The sequence below is a fragment of the Caballeronia sordidicola genome, from assembly GCF_000729995.1.
Taxonomy (GTDB): domain Bacteria; phylum Pseudomonadota; class Gammaproteobacteria; order Burkholderiales; family Burkholderiaceae; genus Caballeronia; species Caballeronia sordidicola_A.
Genome location: NZ_JNFG01000019.1, coordinates 74,186 through 89,725, shown reverse-complemented (window position 1 = coordinate 89,725; position 15,540 = coordinate 74,186). Strand labels below are relative to the sequence as shown.

The window sequence follows — 15,540 nt, the reverse complement described above, 5'->3', positions numbered from 1 at the left end:
TCCTTCTTGCTGGTTTTAGCCACTTTTATTCAATCACGCGCTTCGCCCGCAGCGCTTCGATGTTATCGGCCGACATGCCTTGTTCGCTCAGCACTTGCTCTGAATCCTGTCCGAACGTAGGCGCGGCAAACGGTTCGGGACCGGGTGTGCGGCCGAAGCGGATCGAGCGCTTGAGCCCGCGATATCGCCCGACCACCGGATGTTCATACGTCGCGATCATGTCTTCGGCCAGCACCTGCGGGTCGTCGAACATGTCTTCGACGGTACGCGCGGCGGCGCAAGGCACGTCCTCGCCGAACAGCGCTTCCCATTCCAGCGCGCTCTTCGCGGCCAGAGCGGCGTGAAGCTGCGGCACAATTTCATTCACGTGAAGCGCACGCTTCCTGACGGTGTCGAAACGGGAATCGGCCGCGAGTGCGTCGAGGCCCGTCTTGCGGCATAACGCCTGCCAGAAATGCGGCGTATTGGCGGAAATGTAGAGGTAGCCATCGCGCGTCGGATGAATCCCCGTGATGCCGCCTGAACGCATGTCCCGACCAACTTCGCGGGGCTCGCTGTCGGCCCAGACGAGTCGCGCCGACTGCATGGTGAGCGCGCTGCGCAACAGCGACACGCCCACGTATTGCCCCTCGCCGCTGCGCTCGCGCTCGAACAATGCCGACGCAACGCCCCCTGCCACCATCGCCGCCGCGTAATAATCCACCACTGATCCGTACAGCACCTCGGGTGGCCCGCCGCTCTTGCCTTGCATCGTGCACATGCCGGTCATCGTTTGTAGCACCTGGTCGTAACCGGCCTTGTCCTTGAGCGGCCCGGTTTCGCCATAACCGGTCACGGCGCAGTAAATGAGCCGTGGATTGAGCGCTTTCAACTGCTCGTAATCGATACCCAGCCGCGCCGGCACACTCGGCCGGAAGTTGTGCACGAGCACGTCGGCGTTTGCCACCAGCGCCTTCAGCGCGGCCAGTCCATCAGGTTGTTTCAGGTCGAGCGCGAGGCCAAGTTTGCTGCGGTTCACGCCGAGAAAGGCGCGGCTTTCGCTCTCGAGCGTCGACGGATATTTGCGCAGGTTGTCGCCCGCGGGCGGCTCGATCTTGATGACTTCGGCGCCCTGGTCAGCGAGCAGGCTGCACCCATACGGCCCGGCGATATAAGCGCTCAGATCGAGCACCCGGATGCCGCTCAGCGGACCGCGCGCGCCATCGGGTCTGCGGGATGACGTGCTCATGACTTTGGCTCCTGCTCCTGCTTTGAGGTAGCGCCGACGGCCAGATTCGAAGCCGCCTGCGCCACGATCGCCCGTGCCCGCGCGACGAATGGGACGTCGATCATCTTGCCGTCGACCACATATGCGCCCCGGCCCGCCGCGTCGGCTTCTGCAGCCGCTTCGACGACCCGTTGCGCGTGAGCGAGCTCATCGGGTGTCGGCTGGAATACTTCATTGGCGAGCGCGACCTGGCTAGGATGAATGCAGCTTTTGCCGATAAAACCAAGACTGCGCGCAAGCCGTGCTTCCGTCTGGAAACCGGCCTGATCGCCGATATCGGCGAAGGCGGAGTCGTAGGCGAACACACCCGCCTCGCCGGCCGCCATGCTCAACGCGAACATGGCCTGCTGGATGGCCGCAGTTTCCCGCCGCGCAATGCCGAGCGGCTCGAACAAGTCACCCAGCCCAAGCTGCAAGCCTTTCACGCGAGGATGTGCGCTGGCCAGTTCAAACGCGCGCCGCAACGCACCCGGCGACTCGATATTCAGCAGCAAGCCAATCGGCTCGGTCACGCCGTTGGCACGTTCGGCGGCATCGAGCGCGTTCGCGGCTGCCTGAACGTCGTCGGCGTTGCGCGGTTTCGGCAAGTTGATCAGATGGACACCCGTCTGCACGACGGCGGCGAGATCGGCTTCGAAATGAGGCGAATCGATAGCGTTCACACGCACGATCATCGTCTTGCCGCGAAAGCGGTCCGAGGCGCCCGGGTCTTCCAGAGAACCCAGCAGAAAATCGCGCAGATGCGCCCGGGCTTCGGGCTTGCGCGCCTCCGACACTGAGTCTTCGAGATCGAAAGAAAGGGCGTCTGCCTGGCTCGCCAGCGCTTTAGCGAACAGTTCGGGCCGTGAGCCCGGAACAAATAATTTGCTTTTCATGCCGCCAGTCTAGTCATCAGCACAATGAAGATAAAGCGATAGAATGTGCCTTCAAAATCAACTAAAAGTATCTTTATGGAGACCTCGTTCCTGACCAGCTTCCTGCTAGTCGTCGATACCGGTTCAATGGCCGAAGCCGCGCGCCGCCTCGACCTGACGCCCGCTGCGGTGGCACAGCAGATCCGCACGCTCGAACGCGAATTCGGCGCACCGCTGTTCGCGCGCGCCGGCCGGACGGTGTCGGTCACGCCTGCAGGCAGCCGGATAGTCGCGCAGTCGCGGGGTTTGCTGCGCGAACTCGCCGACCTGAGGATCCTCGCCAACGACCAATATGCGACCGGTGAGCTCAGGCTCGGCACGATCAATACGGCGCTGCATAGCCTGCTGCCGGATATCCTCGCGCGTTTTGTCAGCGCTCATCCGCATGTGAAAGTGTTCATCCAGTCGGGGACTTCGAGCGAATTGTATGAAGCGTTGCAGCAGGGCGAAGTCGATGCAGCGGTCTGCACGCATCCCGCGTTCGCCATGCCGAAGACCTTCGTGTGGGAACTGCTGCGTGAGGAACCGCTGGTGGTCATTGCGCCGCAAAACCTGGCGAACCGCGAAGCGCATGACCTCCTCGCGCACGAACCGCTGATCCGCTACGACCGGTCGCTCGCGGGCGGTAAAGAAGCGGAGCGATATTTAAGGCGCGTCGGCATTGTGCCGAACGAGCGCTTCGAACTAAGCTCGCTCGCCGCCATCGCGATGATGGTGGATCGTGGACTCGGTGTATCGCTTGCGCCCGATGTCGCCTCGCCGATGACCAGCGCCTTGCGGATCGCGCGGATCAGCTTGCCGATGGAGTCGGAGCCGCGCCGCTTTGGTGTGCTCTGGAAACGGGCGTCGGTACGCGACCGGCTGATTCGCGGCCTGGTGGACTGCGCGCTGCAATGCGTGCGCGCTCAGAGGGTATGAAAGTACCGGGCACTTCGCGCGGCCCAATAACAATACGGCGGCACGCTTAACGCATGCCGCCGTATGCAGCGCTTCGGACATACCGTCCCGAGCGCCTTATTCAAGGCCTTGCCGCTTACTGCGGTTGACCCTTGTCGTTGGTACCCAGGGCTGAAGCAGCTGCGGCCGCCGAGGCGCCCTTCAGGTGCGATGCCTTGTCTTCTTGATGCAACGTCGTACCGCCTACGCCCGATGCTGCTTTCTTATGCTTGAAGTGCGGCAGGTGCGGTTTGGGTTCCTTCGGACTGACTGCAGGCTTGCTTGTGTCCGTCTTCGAACCGCCACCACCCGACTGTGCCATTGCCGTGCCTGCGAACGCGAATGCGAGCGCACCAACCATTGCAATTTGCGAGAACTTCTTCATTGCCAAATCTCCCTGGAGTTGTAAATTGATTGCAGCATCGCATTGTTGTTCGAAATGCATGGAATTTCAACGAATTCAGAATGTTCCTAGCGAAAATTGGTCTTCGCGAGTTCCACGATCTCGTCGCCGCGGCCGTTCAAAATCGCCCGTAGCATGTAGAGGCTGAAGCCTTTTGCTTGCGCTAATTCCACTTTTGGCGGCATCGCCAGCTCGTGCTTCGACGTCACCACGTCCACGAGCGCCGGCCCGGGATAAGCGAAAGCCTTCTGCAGAGCCTCTTTGATATCTTCAGACTCTTCTACCCGGATGCTGAAAATGCCCGCACCCTGGGCGATGGCCGCGAAGTCGGTTTTGGCCAGATCGACGTTGGTATCCAGGTACCCGGCAGCCTTGAGCTCCATTGAAACGAAGCCGAGCAGACTGTTGTTATAAACCACCACTTTGATCGGCAAATCGAGTTGGCGGGCGCTGAGCAAGTCGCCGAGCAGCATCGATAAACCGCCATCGCCCGAGAGCGAAATCACCTGCCGCCCCGGATTCGCGCCTTGGGCGCCGAGCGCCTGCGGCATCGCGTTTGCCATGGAACCGTGGTTGAACGAGCCGTGAAGCTGGCGTTTGCCGTTCATCGTGAGGTAGCGCGCGGCCCAGACCGTCGGCGTGCCGACATCGACGGTAAAAATGGCGTCTTCCGCGGCTGCCTCGTCGATGAGCTTCGTCAGGTATTGCGGATGGATCGCCTGCCCCGGCCCTGCCGGCGTGGCGAGCTCGTCGAGTCCCTTTCTTGCCTCCGCGTAGTGCTTGCGGGCGGTATCGATGAACTTGCGGTCAGGCTTGCGCGTGAGCTTCGGCAGGACCGCCGCGACCGTCTCCTTGACCGTGCCGACCAGTCCAAGCGCAAGCGGCGCTCGCGCGCCGAGCTTCGAGCCGCGCCAGTCGACCTGGATGATTTTGGCGTCGGCGGGATAGAACGGCCGGTAGGGAAAATCGCAGCCGAGCAGCAGCAGCGTGTCGCAGGACATCATCGCGTGATAGCCGGAACTGAAGCCGATCAGTCCCGTCATGCCGACGTCATACGGGTTGTCCCATTCAATGAACTGCTTGCCGCGCATCGCGTGGACGACCGGTGCGCCGAGCATGTCCGCGAGCGCAACCACTTCGTCATGTGCGCCCGCGGTGCCGCTGCCGCACATCAGCGTCACCGCTTCCGACTCGTTCAGCATGGCCGCGAGCCGGTCGATATCGATCTCCGAAGGCAGGATGGTCGACGGCCCCGTAGCGGACCAGCCCGGCTTTTCCGCCGGCGCGTCGCTCAACGCGACATCGCCGGGCAAGACGATCACCGCGACGCCGCGCTCTTCAATCGCCGTGCGCATCGCGCGGGCAAGCACGCGGGGGAATTGAGCCGCGCTCGACACCAGCTCGACGTAATGGCTGCACTCCTTGAAGAGCGCAGTCGGATGGGTTTCCTGGAAGTATCCGAGCCCGATTTCCGTCGATGGAATATGCGCGGCAATCGCCAGAACCGGCTGCTGGTTGCGGTGGCAGTCATACAAGCCATTGATCAGGTGCAGGTTTCCCGGGCCGCAACTGCCGGCGCACACGGCAAGCTTTCCCGTCGATGCTGCGTCGGCGCCTGCCGCGAACGCGGCCACTTCCTCGTGGCGCGTGTGCATCCAGCGGATGGAGCCGACTTGATCGAGGCTGTAGGCGAGCCCGTTCAAGCTGTCGCCGGTAACGCCCCAGATACGTTCGACGCCTGCTGCCGCCAGCGTCCTCGCCAAATATTCCGCCACCGTGTTTCTTGCCATGTCCTGCTCCTTGGATGAAAAGAGGGATCGGAGTGGTCGATTGGATGCCGGGTTGTCAGCGTCCAATCGTCATACGCGTGAGACAGGTCAAAACGAGTTCAAGCCAAAAAGCATAAACGCCATGCGGGGGATCAATGATGAAAAAAACTTAATCAGCCTGCTTTACGAATGGCCGACGGCCGATGCAGGCAATGCTTGAGTGTGCGTGCGCGGCGCCCGTTCAGGCTATGTGCCGCAAGGGATAAAACCATGCCGGTTGCTAGAATGTCCATCCCTACTTCCTGTTAGCCGCGAACCGCCCTGATGGATCTCGAACGTATTCTCTTCACGCAGGGTTTCGGCTCGCGCCGCCAATGCCGGGCGCTCATAACCGATGGCCGCGTATCCATCGCAGGCTCAACCTGCAGCAATGCCGCGCTCGACATTGCGTCCGACACGCTCGCTTCGTTCGAGTTTCAAGTCGATGGCGTGACATGGGGGTATCGCGAGAAAGCGTATCTGGTGCTGAACAAGCCGCCGGGCTACGAGTGCTCACGTGATCCGCAGCACCACCTGAGCGTCTTTCACCTGTTGCCGCCGCAATTGACGGAGCGTGGCGTGCAATGCGTGGGACGTCTGGATCAGGATACGACCGGCCTGCTGCTCCTCTCCGATGACGGCGCGTTCGTGCACGCATTCACATCGCCGAAACGCAAGGTGCCGAAGGTCTACCTTGCAACCACGCGCCATCCACTGGACGACGCCCAACTCTCGGCACTTCGCAACGGCGTCTTGCTGCACGGCGAATCACAGCCCGTTGCAGCGGTTAGCGCCGAACAGCGCGACGAACGGCAGCTCGAGCTTTCGGTGCTCGAAGGCAAGTACCACCAGGTGAAGCGGATGGTCGCAGCAGCGGGGAACCGGGTGGAGAAATTGCATCGGGAGCAGATCGGCGGCTTTGCCCTGCCCGATGATCTCGCCGAAAGCCAATGGCGCTGGCTGGACGATGCAGACCTCGCCATGCTCGGGCATTCCTGATGCGCCTGGCGCATGTCATGTTCGTGCGACAGCACGCTGAGTTACGCCCTCGCAAGGTCTAACGTCTCATCAGGCCAACCCGGCGCGCTGCATCCATCCGGTTGCTTCGAGCGTAGAAGTGGCATCCCCCAGCTTTTCGACATTTATGCCCACACAACAAAAACGCCGCATCGTGACATTCGGTCTTGCCAGTCTTGGCGCTGCGGCGCTCGCCGCTTGCAGTCCCGTCAAACTGTTAAACGCCACTATCCCGTCGAGTGGTTATCGGAAAACGTCGGGTATTGCGTACGGAAGCGATCCGCGCCAAGTACTCGATGTGTACGTGCCTGCCGCTGCGGCGAGTACCGAGCCGCGCCCGGTTGTCGTCTTTTTCTACGGCGGAAGCTGGCAGAACGGCGATCGCGGCAATTACCTCTTTGTCGCACAGGCGTTGACGTCACGCGGCTACGTGGCAGTGCTGCCAGACTACCGGACGTATCCGGAAACGGCGTTTCCCGGTTTTGTGAATGACGCGGCCGCCGCCACCCGCTGGACCCGCGACCACGCGCATGAATTCGGCGGCGATCCGTCGCGGCTGTTTGTCATGGGTCATTCGGCAGGCGCTCATCTTGCCGCGCTGATCGCGACCGATCCACGCTATCTCGGCTCTCAATCGATGTCGAAAGCCGACTTGCGCGGAGTGATCGGTCTGGCTGGACCTTACGATTTCCTCCCCATCACCGATCCGACGCTATTCGACGTCTTTCCGGCAGACACGCGCGCCGAGAGCCAGCCGATCAACTACGTCACGGGCCACGAGCCGCCGATGTTCCTCGCAGCCGGCACCGACGACTCCGTCGTCGATCCCGGCAACACCGACCGCTTGGCGGCCATGCTGCGCAAACACGGTGACTCGGTCGAGGTGAAGCACTACGACGGCTTCGGCCATATCCGGATTGTTTCGGCGCTGGCGTTGCCCTTGCGGGGACGCTCGACGGTGCTCGCGGACGTTTCGGCGTTTATCGACTCGCGTTAAGCGGCCGGTAACTATTCAATAGGTGTTAACACAATACGCTGGCGTCGCACTGCAGCATGCCTTTCTTACGACGGAAATCTATACTCCTTACACGACTATTAAAAGAAGCAGGAGGGCCATCATGGCCGCTCACATGACCATTGCAATGATTGCGTTCGTGGCGATCAGCGTGTTGTTTATCGTCGGATTGCTGGTGACGATGCATCTGCGCCATCGCTATCAACCCAACCTGATCGGTGCGCTGATCGGGGCCTTGCTGTGCTTCATCCTGCTGGAGACGCTGCCGGTACTGATGTGACGGCCGGATGAACGTCCGTCTTCTTGCGCGGGGAGTCACGCAGGAAGTCGTCGATGCTCGGATAACGCAGCGCGTAACGCATTTCGTCTCGCAGCCGGGTGTTCTGCAGACGTCGCGATTCGCGCATGAACGAGAGCATCATCGGCTCGAGTTGCGCCTCGGCTTGCTCGCGCGAAACGCGGGGCGCGCGCGGCAAATCGAACGCATCGGCGATCAGGTCGAAATAATCGCCCATGCGCAAGTCGCTGTCGTCCGATGCGTGGACCACTCGCTGCGGGCGTGCTCGCCGGATCGCGAGCACGAGAATGGCGGCGAGATCGTCGGCATGGATATGGTTGGTGTAGACATCGTCGGCTGGAGCGAGCGCGGGCGTTCCCTTCTGCAGCCGTGCCAGCGGCAGGCGGTTGCCGGCGTAGATCCCGGGAATCCGCACAATCGATGCGCTCAGCACCCCGCGCCGCGTAGCGCCCCGCAATTGCGTTTCCGCCGATACCCGACGTTTCGCGCGCGCGTTGTCCGGCCTGACCGGGCGCGTTTCATCGATCCACGCGCCGCCGCAATCGCCGTAAACCCCGGACGTGCTCGCATAAATCAGGCGAATCCGCGCCCGGCGCGCGGCGGCGCCAGAAACCCGGTCGGGTACAATAGGCGCTCTTTTTGTGGCTTTGACGTGCGTAGCGGCGTGCATTCTGATGCCCGCCGGCATGCTGCTTTTGAAGGTCGCGCGAAACCATCCGCGCCACGCCCGCTGTCGGGCCACAGCACTGGTCGCCACGCGCGCAACGGAGCGTCGCGGTGCACTCAGCGCGGCAATCAGCGCACGAGTCCTGTTGTCGTCGTCGCCGGTTTTCTGCGGGGGCGCCAGATGCAGCACCGTGGACGCCAGACCGGCCAGCCGCCGCAGGCTGCGGCGCTCGTCAAGGTCGCCGATCAACGGTGTTGTGCCGGCTGCGCGCAGTTCGGCTGCGCGCGCGGGTTGACTTGAAAGTGCGATCACGCGAGGCGCGGCGGCACGGTGGGCGAGAAGCGGCACGCAACGCAGGCCGATATCGCCGCAACCGGCAATCAGCACACGCGCGCGGCGTAGTTTTCGAGTGGCGATCATGCTGTCGATTGTAGCCGCGACAGCTTTTGCATTTGTTTCATCCAACTGATTCAGGATCTATGGCTTTCAACGTTACGCTCCGGCAAAGCGGCCGGCAGTTTCAGGTAGAACCCGACGAAGCGGTGCTGCTCGCCGCCCTGCGTCAGGGCATAGGACTTCCCTACGGCTGCAAGAACGGAGCCTGTGGTTCATGCAAGGGCACGGTCGTCGCGGGCGAAGTCGAGCAGGCGCCGCATTCCTCGTCGGCGTTGTCCAACGACGAGAAGACCCGCGGCATGGCGCTGCTGTGCTGTGCGACGGCCAAGGGCGATCTAACGGTCGATATACGGGAGGTCGCAGGCGTAGGCGACATCCAGGTCAAGAAGCTGCCTTGCCGCGTGAACGCGCTGGGACGCAAGGCAACCGATGTCATCGAACTGAAGCTGCAATTGCCGGCCAACGAACGGCTGCAATACCTGGCCGGCCAGTACATCGAATTCATCCTGAAAGACGGCAAGCGTCGCAGCTACTCAATGGCGAGCCCCCCGCACCACGAAGGCCCGATCGAACTGCACGTTCGTCACATGCCAGGCGGCACTTTCACGGACCACGTGTTCGGCGCCATGAAAGAGCGCGACATCCTGCGCTTCGAAGGTCCGCTCGGCACGTTCTTCCTGCGTGAAGATTCAGAGAAGCCCATTGTGCTGCTCGCTTCCGGCACGGGCTTCGCGCCCATCAAGGCAATCATTGAACATGCTGTGTTCAAGAACCTGAACCGGCCCATGACGCTTTACTGGGGCGGCCGCCGCAAGCAAGACCTGTACATGATGGACATGGCTGAACAATGGGCGAAGGACGTGCCTAACTTCTCGTTCGTGCCGGTGCTGTCGGAACCCGATGCAAGCGACGCGTGGACTGGCCGAACCGGCTTTGTTCATCGTGCTGTCATTGAAGATCTGCCAGACTTGAGCGCGTATCAGGTGTACGCCTGCGGCGCGCCGGTAATGGTGGAATCCGCGCAGCGCGATTTCACGAATCACCACCGTTTGCCGGAGGACGAGTTCTACGCCGATTCGTTCACCAGCGCGGCGGATCTCGCCAATCCGGTCTAGCCGCCCTCAAGCCGCCGAGTGTGGCGGCTCGACAAAAATCGGGCCGCCATGGTTTACACGCAGGAACTTCGTATCGTATTCTTCGCGAATGCTCAAAATTTACGCCACTCTTCGACGTCGCTCGCCGCTCCCCTAGGGATGCCGCTGGCTCGTCACGGATTGGCGCTTGAGTTTTCGAACCAGCGCACATTTCGCCACCATGAAGCCACGGAATTCCGTGGCTTTTTGCATTGTTGGTTCGGTTTTTTATCTCGCCACTTTTTTTACTTGCTGTTTTCGTGGAGCCCGCCGTCATGAATTTCCAAGAGTACCCCGTCGAATCGCTGATGTTCATCACGAACCGTCCTGAGATCGTGTTCACGCACGGCAAGGGTTCATGGCTCTACGACAACAACGAGAAGCGATACCTCGACTTCATCCAGGGCTGGGCGGTGAATAGTCTCGGTCATTGCAACGACGGCATGATCGAAGCCATGGAAAGCCAAGCTCGCACGCTGATCAACCCGTCGCCGGCTTTCTACAACGCGCCGATGGCCCAGCTCGCCGGCTTGCTCACCGCGAATAGCTGCTTCGACAAAGTGTTCTTCGCCAACAGCGGCGCCGAAGCCAACGAAGGCGCCATCAAGCTCGCGCGCAAGTGGGGCAAGAAGTTCAAGGGCGGCGCGTACGAGATCATCACGTTCGATCACAGCTTCCACGGCCGGACTTTGGCGACCATGTCGGCTAGCGGCAAGCCGGGTTGGGACACCATCTACGCACCGCAAGTGCCGGGCTTTCCGAAGGCTGACCTGAACGACATCGCATCGGTGGAAAAGCTCATCACCGATAAAACCGTCGGCGTGATGCTCGAGCCTATTCAAGGCGAAGGCGGCGTGATTCCGGCCACGCGCGAATTCATGCAGGCTTTGCGTGCGCTGACGAAGAAGCATGGGTTGCTGATGATCGTCGATGAAGTGCAAAGCGGTTGCGGTCGCGCCGGCACCTTGTTCGCGTATGAATTGTCGGGCGTGGAGCCGGACATCATGACCCTGGGCAAGGGCATTGGCGGTGGCGTGCCGCTGGCCGCGCTGCTCTCGACCAAGGAAGTGGCGTGCTTCGAACCCGGCGACCAGGGCGGCACGTACAACGGCAATCCGTTGATGACGGCCGCGGGTTTTTCGGTGATTTCGCAACTGACGGCGCCGGGCTTCCTCGAAGGCGTGCGTGAACGTGGCGAGTATCTGAAGGCGCAGTTGTTGCAGCTTTCGGAAGAACGCGGTTTTAACGGCGAACGTGGCGAAGGTCTGCTGCGCGCGTTGCTGCTCAATAACGACAACGGTCCGAAGATTGTTGAAATGGCGCGCGACATGGGACCGGACGGTTTGCTGCTGAACGCAGCGAGGCCGAATCTGCTGCGCTTCATGCCGGCGCTGAACGTGACGAAGGACGAGATCGACCAGATGATGTCGATGTTGCGGTCGATATTGGACGCCCTGTGATTATTCGAGTCTTCGACGAGCGCGACACGCAGGCCGTGCTCGCGCTCTGGGCACAAGCGTTTCCGGAGTACGCCACGCCTGGCAAACCACAGCGCGATCCACGTTTATCGATTCGAAACAAGCTCGCCATGCAGCCGGAGTTCTTCTTCGTCGGCTTGTTGGAAGAGCGTCTGATCGGCACGGTGATGGTGGGTTACGACGGGCATCGCGGATGGATGTATTCGCTCGCGGTCGCCGAGGATGAACGCGGCAACGGTTATGCCCGGGCGCTGGTTGAGCACGCGGAACGCGCGCTCGCCGCTATCGGATGTCCGAAGCTGAATCTTCAGGTCATGGCGAACAAACCGGAAACGCGGGCGTTTTACGCGAAACTCGGTTATCAGATGGATGAAGTGGTGAGCTTCGGCAAGCGGCTTTAATCGCGGATTAAAAAAGCCGCATGCCCTTCAAAGGCATGCGGCTTTGTCATTCATCAAACTACGATCATTCACCCACTCATTCACCCAGATAAGCAGCCCGCACCTTCGGATCATCCAGCATGGTCTTCGCGTCACCCGACATGGTGACCAGACCCGAATCCATCACGTAGCCGCGATTCGCCGCCTGCAACGCCAGCCGCGCGTTCTGCTCAACCAGCAGCACCGTCAGCCCTTCGCCCGAAATCTCACGCACCACTTCGAAGATCTTCTCGACCATGATCGGCGAGAGACCCATCGACGGTTCGTCGAGCAGCAAGAGCTTCGGGCGCGACAACAGCGCACGCGCCATGGCCAGCATCTGCTGTTCACCACCCGACAACGTGCCCGCATACTGCGACGCCCGCTCTTTCAGCCGCGGAAAGAAGCCGAACATGCGGTCGGTGTCCTTGTCGATTTCGTCCTTGTCGTTGCGCAAGTAGGCGCCCATCTGCATGTTTTCAAGAATCGACATGCGCGCGAAAATGCCTCGCCCTTCCGGCACCATCGCGAGGCCGCGCTTGAGCAATTCATGCGACGGCACGCCCTTGATCGACTCGCCCATGTATTCGATATCGCCTGCCGAATACGCCTTCAGGCCCGTGATGGCTTTCATCGTGGTCGTCTTGCCGGCGCCGTTCGCGCCGATCAGCGTCACGAGCTCGCCTCGGCCAACTTCCAGGTCCACGCCCTTGACGGCGTGAATGCCGCCATAGCTGACCTGCAGCCCCTTGACCTTCAACATTGCGCCGTTTGCGCCATTAGCGTTCGCGCCATTCGTCGTAGCCATCAGTGAACCCCTGCACCAAGATATGCCTCAATCACCTTCGGATCCTTCTGCACGTCCTGCGGCAGACCCTGGGCGATCACCTTGCCGTAATCGAGCACTGTCATGTTGTTGCACAGGCCCATCACCAGCTTCACGTCGTGTTCGATCAAAAGGATCGTGCGGCCGTCGCTGCGAATCTTGTCGAGCAGGCGCGTGAGCTCGACCTTCTCCGTCGCGTTCATGCCGGCGGCGGGTTCATCGAGTGCGAGCAGCTTCGGATCGGTGGCCAGCGCACGCGCAATTTCCAGCCGGCGCTGGTGCCCGTACGACAGATTGCGCGACGTGTAATCCGCGTATTGCAGCACGCCCACATACTCCAGCAACTCCAGCGCGCGCTCCTTGATTTCCTTCTCTTCGCGACGCTCGGACGGCGTCTGCAGCACCGCGCCAATCAGGCCGTGCTTCGTGCGCACGTGGCGTCCAACCATCACGTTCTCGAGCGCCGTCATGCCGCCGAACAGGCGAATGTTCTGGAAGGTCCGCGCAATGCCTGCCTTCGCCACCTGATGAACGGCGGTCGGCGTGTACGGTATACCGTCGAGCACGAAATCGCCCGAATCCGGCGTGTACAGACCCGTGATCACGTTGAAGAACGTGGTCTTGCCCGCACCGTTCGGGCCGATCAGGCCATAGATCTCGCCTTCCCTGATTTCCAGGCCAACTTCGGCCAGTGCCTGCAAGCCGCCGAAGCGTTTGTTCACGCCCTTCACGGACAGTCGAATGGGTTTTTCGCTCATTGTGTTTTCTCCGCTCTCTCGGGGGCTCAGGCGCGCACCGGCTTCTTGCCAGCGCGCTTCGCAATTTTCGCGATCTTGTCTTCGTGTTTCGGAGACGGCCACAGGCCTTCCGAGCGATACAGCATGATCAGCACCATCGCGAGACCGTAGAGCAACTGGCGAATGACTTCCGTATCGACAATTTCATGGCCGAAGATGAAGTTCTGCAGCGGACCCATGGTCGAGCGCAGGAACTCGGGGAACACAGCCAGCAGCACCGCACCCAGGATCACGCCCGGAATGTGGCCCATGCCGCCCAGCACCACGCACGCGAGCACCACGACCGATTCCCAGAACGTGAACGATTCCGGCGAGACGAATCCCTGGAACGCACCGAACATGGCGCCCGACAATCCGCCGAACGATGCACCCATCGCGAAGGCCAGCAGTTTCACGTTACGGGTGTTGATGCCCATCGCCTTGGCGGCGATTTCGTCTTCGCGGATCGCGGCCCACGCGCGGCCAATACGCGAATGCTGCAAGCGTATGCACACGAAGATCACGAACAGCGCACACAGCACGAACAGGTAGTAATAGTTGTAGACCGAGGGAAAGGTGAACCCGAACAACGAGTGGGTCTTCGACAGATCGAAACCGAAGAACGACACCGGGTCGATGCCGGTAATCCCTTTCGGCCCGTTCGTGATGTTGACCGGCCGATCCAGGTTATTCATGAAGATCCGGACGATTTCCCCAAAGCCCAGTGTCACGATAGCGAGGTAGTCCCCGCGCAAACGCAGCGTTGGTGCCCCGAGCAGCACGCCGAAGGTGGCAGCCAGCCCCATCGCACACGGCACGATGACCCAGATCGGCGCATGCAGGCCGCCTGGGAACAGATGCGCGATCCACTCGAACTGCGTGGTCAGTTGCGGCGACGACAGCAGCGCAGCCACATACGCGCCCACTGCGTAGAACGCGATGTAGCCCAAGTCCAGCAGGCCGGCAAAACCCACCACCACGTTCAGGCCGAGCGCCAGCATCACGTACAGCATCGCGAAGTCGAGCACGCGGACCCAGTAATTGCCGCCGGCCGCGCCGATCAGCATGGGGGCGAGGATCACCAGCGCGGTCACCAGCACCGTGACGGCGTAGTTCTTCGCGGTCTTTCTTTCAGGGATGAGCGTGGTTGACGGCTCGATCGGTTGAATTGAAGTCATCTTGGTCTCCCCTTTTAAGCGCGATCTGCGACACGTTCGCCGAGCAGGCCGGACGGACGGAACACCAGCACGATGATCAGCACGATGAACGCGAACACGTCCTGGTAGTTACTGCCGAACACACCGCCGGTCAAATTGCCGATATACCCGGCACCGAGCTGTTCGATCAGGCCGAGCAGCACACCGCCCACCATCGCGCCGCCCAGGTTGCCGATCCCCCCCAGCACCGCCGCCGTGAACGCCTTCAACCCGGGGATGAAGCCCATGTAGAAGTGCGCGTTGCCGTATTCGGAGGCGATCATCACGCCGGCAAGCGCGGCAAGTGCGGAGCCGATCATGAAGGTCGCGGAGATCACGAAATTAGGGTTGACCCCCATCAGGCTCGCGACACCGGGATTCTCGGCAATGGCGCGCATGGCGCGGCCGAGTTTTGTCTTGTGCACCAGCAACAGCAAGCCGCCCATCACGAGGAACGCGACCACGATAATCACGATTTCCGTCATCGAGATAACGGCGCCCGGACGATCGGCGGTGGCCGTAATCACGTTGATCGGATCGGTCGGCAGCAGTTGCGGGAAGGCCAGCGGATTGCGGCCCCAGATCATCATGGCGATGGTCTGGAGAAGAATCGATACGCCGATAGCCGTAATCAGCGGCGCAAGACGCGGCGCCTTACGCAAAGGCCGGTAAGCCACGCGTTCGATGGTGTAGCCGACCAACGCGCAGACGACTGCGGCAACCAGTAGCGCGATGACCAGCACCAACGATAACGGCATGCCCGGGAAGTGGTTCTGCATGACGCCGATGGCAGACAGAGCGACCATGGCGCCGACCATCAGCACGTCCCCGTGTGCAAAGTTGATGATGCCGAGAATCCCGTACACCATCGTGTAACCCAACGCGATGATGGCGTAGACGCTGCCAAGCACCAGCCCGTTGATAATCTGCTGGATGAAGATATCCATTGAAGGCTCCTTAGCCCGTGCGACTAGATTTACGCTTTATCGCT

Annotated in this window: 16 protein-coding genes; 7 read left to right on the top strand and 9 right to left on the bottom strand. The window is 61.3% G+C overall.

What is annotated here, in order from left to right; all coding sequences use genetic code 11:
* Positions 1-25: 25 nt before the first annotated feature.
* Positions 26-1,228 carry a CaiB/BaiF CoA transferase family protein gene (locus FH08_RS0119115; protein ID WP_031359881.1) on the bottom strand — a complete coding sequence of 401 codons (1,203 nt, stop codon included), beginning with the start codon at positions 1,226-1,228 and terminating at the stop codon, positions 26-28.
* On the bottom strand, positions 1,225-2,142 hold the full coding sequence (locus FH08_RS0119110; protein WP_031359880.1) for an HpcH/HpaI aldolase/citrate lyase family protein: 918 nt from the start codon (positions 2,140-2,142) through the stop codon (positions 1,225-1,227). Before FH08_RS0119110 ends, FH08_RS0119115 begins: the two co-directional genes overlap by 4 nt.
* Before the next feature lie 75 nt (positions 2,143-2,217).
* Between FH08_RS0119110 and FH08_RS0119105 the strand changes: the two genes are divergently transcribed.
* A complete protein-coding gene (locus FH08_RS0119105) occupies positions 2,218-3,099 on the top strand; it encodes a LysR family transcriptional regulator (protein ID WP_031359879.1) in 882 nt (293 codons plus the stop codon).
* A 115-nt stretch (positions 3,100-3,214) separates the two neighbouring features.
* Here FH08_RS0119105 and FH08_RS0119100 read toward each other — a convergent pair whose 3' ends face one another.
* Positions 3,215-3,502, bottom strand: a complete 288-nt coding sequence (locus FH08_RS0119100; RefSeq protein ID WP_031359878.1) for a hypothetical protein — start codon at positions 3,500-3,502, stop codon at positions 3,215-3,217.
* 86 nt (positions 3,503-3,588) lie between these two features.
* Entirely contained in the window at positions 3,589-5,310 is a 1,722-nt protein-coding gene (poxB, locus tag FH08_RS0119095) for a ubiquinone-dependent pyruvate dehydrogenase (protein ID WP_031359877.1), read from the bottom strand.
* Between the two features lie 303 nt (positions 5,311-5,613).
* Between poxB and FH08_RS0119090 the strand changes: the two genes are divergently transcribed.
* The 3 genes from FH08_RS0119090 to FH08_RS52965 all read left to right on the top strand — a co-directional run bounded on the left by FH08_RS0119090 (position 5,614) and on the right by FH08_RS52965 (position 7,640).
* Entirely contained in the window at positions 5,614-6,327 is a 714-nt protein-coding gene (locus FH08_RS0119090) for a pseudouridine synthase (RefSeq protein ID WP_031359876.1), read from the top strand.
* A 145-nt stretch (positions 6,328-6,472) separates the two neighbouring features.
* Positions 6,473-7,342 carry an alpha/beta hydrolase gene (locus FH08_RS0119085; RefSeq protein WP_031359875.1) on the top strand — a complete coding sequence of 290 codons (870 nt, stop codon included), beginning with the start codon at positions 6,473-6,475 and terminating at the stop codon, positions 7,340-7,342.
* Positions 7,343-7,463: 121 nt separating this feature from the next.
* Positions 7,464-7,640 (top strand): hypothetical protein, encoded by a 177-nt coding sequence (locus FH08_RS52965; protein ID WP_031359874.1) that lies wholly within the window; start codon positions 7,464-7,466, stop codon positions 7,638-7,640.
* Here FH08_RS52965 and FH08_RS0119075 read toward each other — a convergent pair.
* On the bottom strand, positions 7,606-8,745 hold the full coding sequence (locus FH08_RS0119075; RefSeq protein WP_051888370.1) for an NAD-dependent epimerase/dehydratase family protein: 1,140 nt from the start codon (positions 8,743-8,745) through the stop codon (positions 7,606-7,608). The two genes, FH08_RS52965 and FH08_RS0119075, sit on opposite strands and share 35 nt — an antisense overlap.
* 59 nt (positions 8,746-8,804) lie before the next feature.
* Here FH08_RS0119075 and FH08_RS0119070 point away from each other — a divergent pair, with 59 nt between their 5' ends.
* The 3 genes from FH08_RS0119070 (at position 8,805) to FH08_RS0119060 (ending at position 11,733) form a co-directional block, all read left to right on the top strand.
* A complete protein-coding gene (locus FH08_RS0119070; RefSeq protein WP_031359872.1) occupies positions 8,805-9,836 on the top strand; it encodes a CDP-6-deoxy-delta-3,4-glucoseen reductase in 1,032 nt (343 codons plus the stop codon).
* 293 nt (positions 9,837-10,129) lie between these two features.
* On the top strand, positions 10,130-11,314 hold the full coding sequence (locus FH08_RS0119065; protein ID WP_031359871.1) for an acetylornithine transaminase: 1,185 nt from the start codon (positions 10,130-10,132) through the stop codon (positions 11,312-11,314).
* Positions 11,311-11,733, top strand: a complete 423-nt coding sequence (locus tag FH08_RS0119060; RefSeq protein WP_031359870.1) for a GNAT family acetyltransferase — start codon at positions 11,311-11,313, stop codon at positions 11,731-11,733. The genes FH08_RS0119065 and FH08_RS0119060 overlap by 4 nt, the downstream gene beginning before the upstream one ends.
* A 76-nt stretch (positions 11,734-11,809) precedes the next feature.
* Here the strand turns inward: FH08_RS0119060 and FH08_RS0119055 are convergent, their stop codons facing one another.
* From FH08_RS0119055 to FH08_RS0119040, 4 genes are read right to left on the bottom strand one after another with little or no spacing between them, the layout of a single operon-like run.
* Positions 11,810-12,514 (bottom strand): ABC transporter ATP-binding protein, encoded by a 705-nt coding sequence (locus tag FH08_RS0119055; RefSeq protein ID WP_031359869.1) that lies wholly within the window; start codon positions 12,512-12,514, stop codon positions 11,810-11,812.
* 44 nt (positions 12,515-12,558) lie between these two features.
* A complete protein-coding gene (locus tag FH08_RS0119050; RefSeq protein ID WP_031359868.1) occupies positions 12,559-13,335 on the bottom strand; it encodes an ABC transporter ATP-binding protein in 777 nt (258 codons plus the stop codon).
* 26 nt (positions 13,336-13,361) lie between these two features.
* Positions 13,362-14,531 carry an ABC transporter permease subunit gene (locus FH08_RS0119045; RefSeq protein ID WP_031359867.1) on the bottom strand — a complete coding sequence of 390 codons (1,170 nt, stop codon included), beginning with the start codon at positions 14,529-14,531 and terminating at the stop codon, positions 13,362-13,364.
* Between the two features lie 14 nt (positions 14,532-14,545).
* On the bottom strand, positions 14,546-15,496 hold the full coding sequence (locus FH08_RS0119040; RefSeq protein ID WP_031359866.1) for a branched-chain amino acid ABC transporter permease: 951 nt from the start codon (positions 15,494-15,496) through the stop codon (positions 14,546-14,548).
* Between the last annotated feature and the right edge of the window lie 44 nt (positions 15,497-15,540).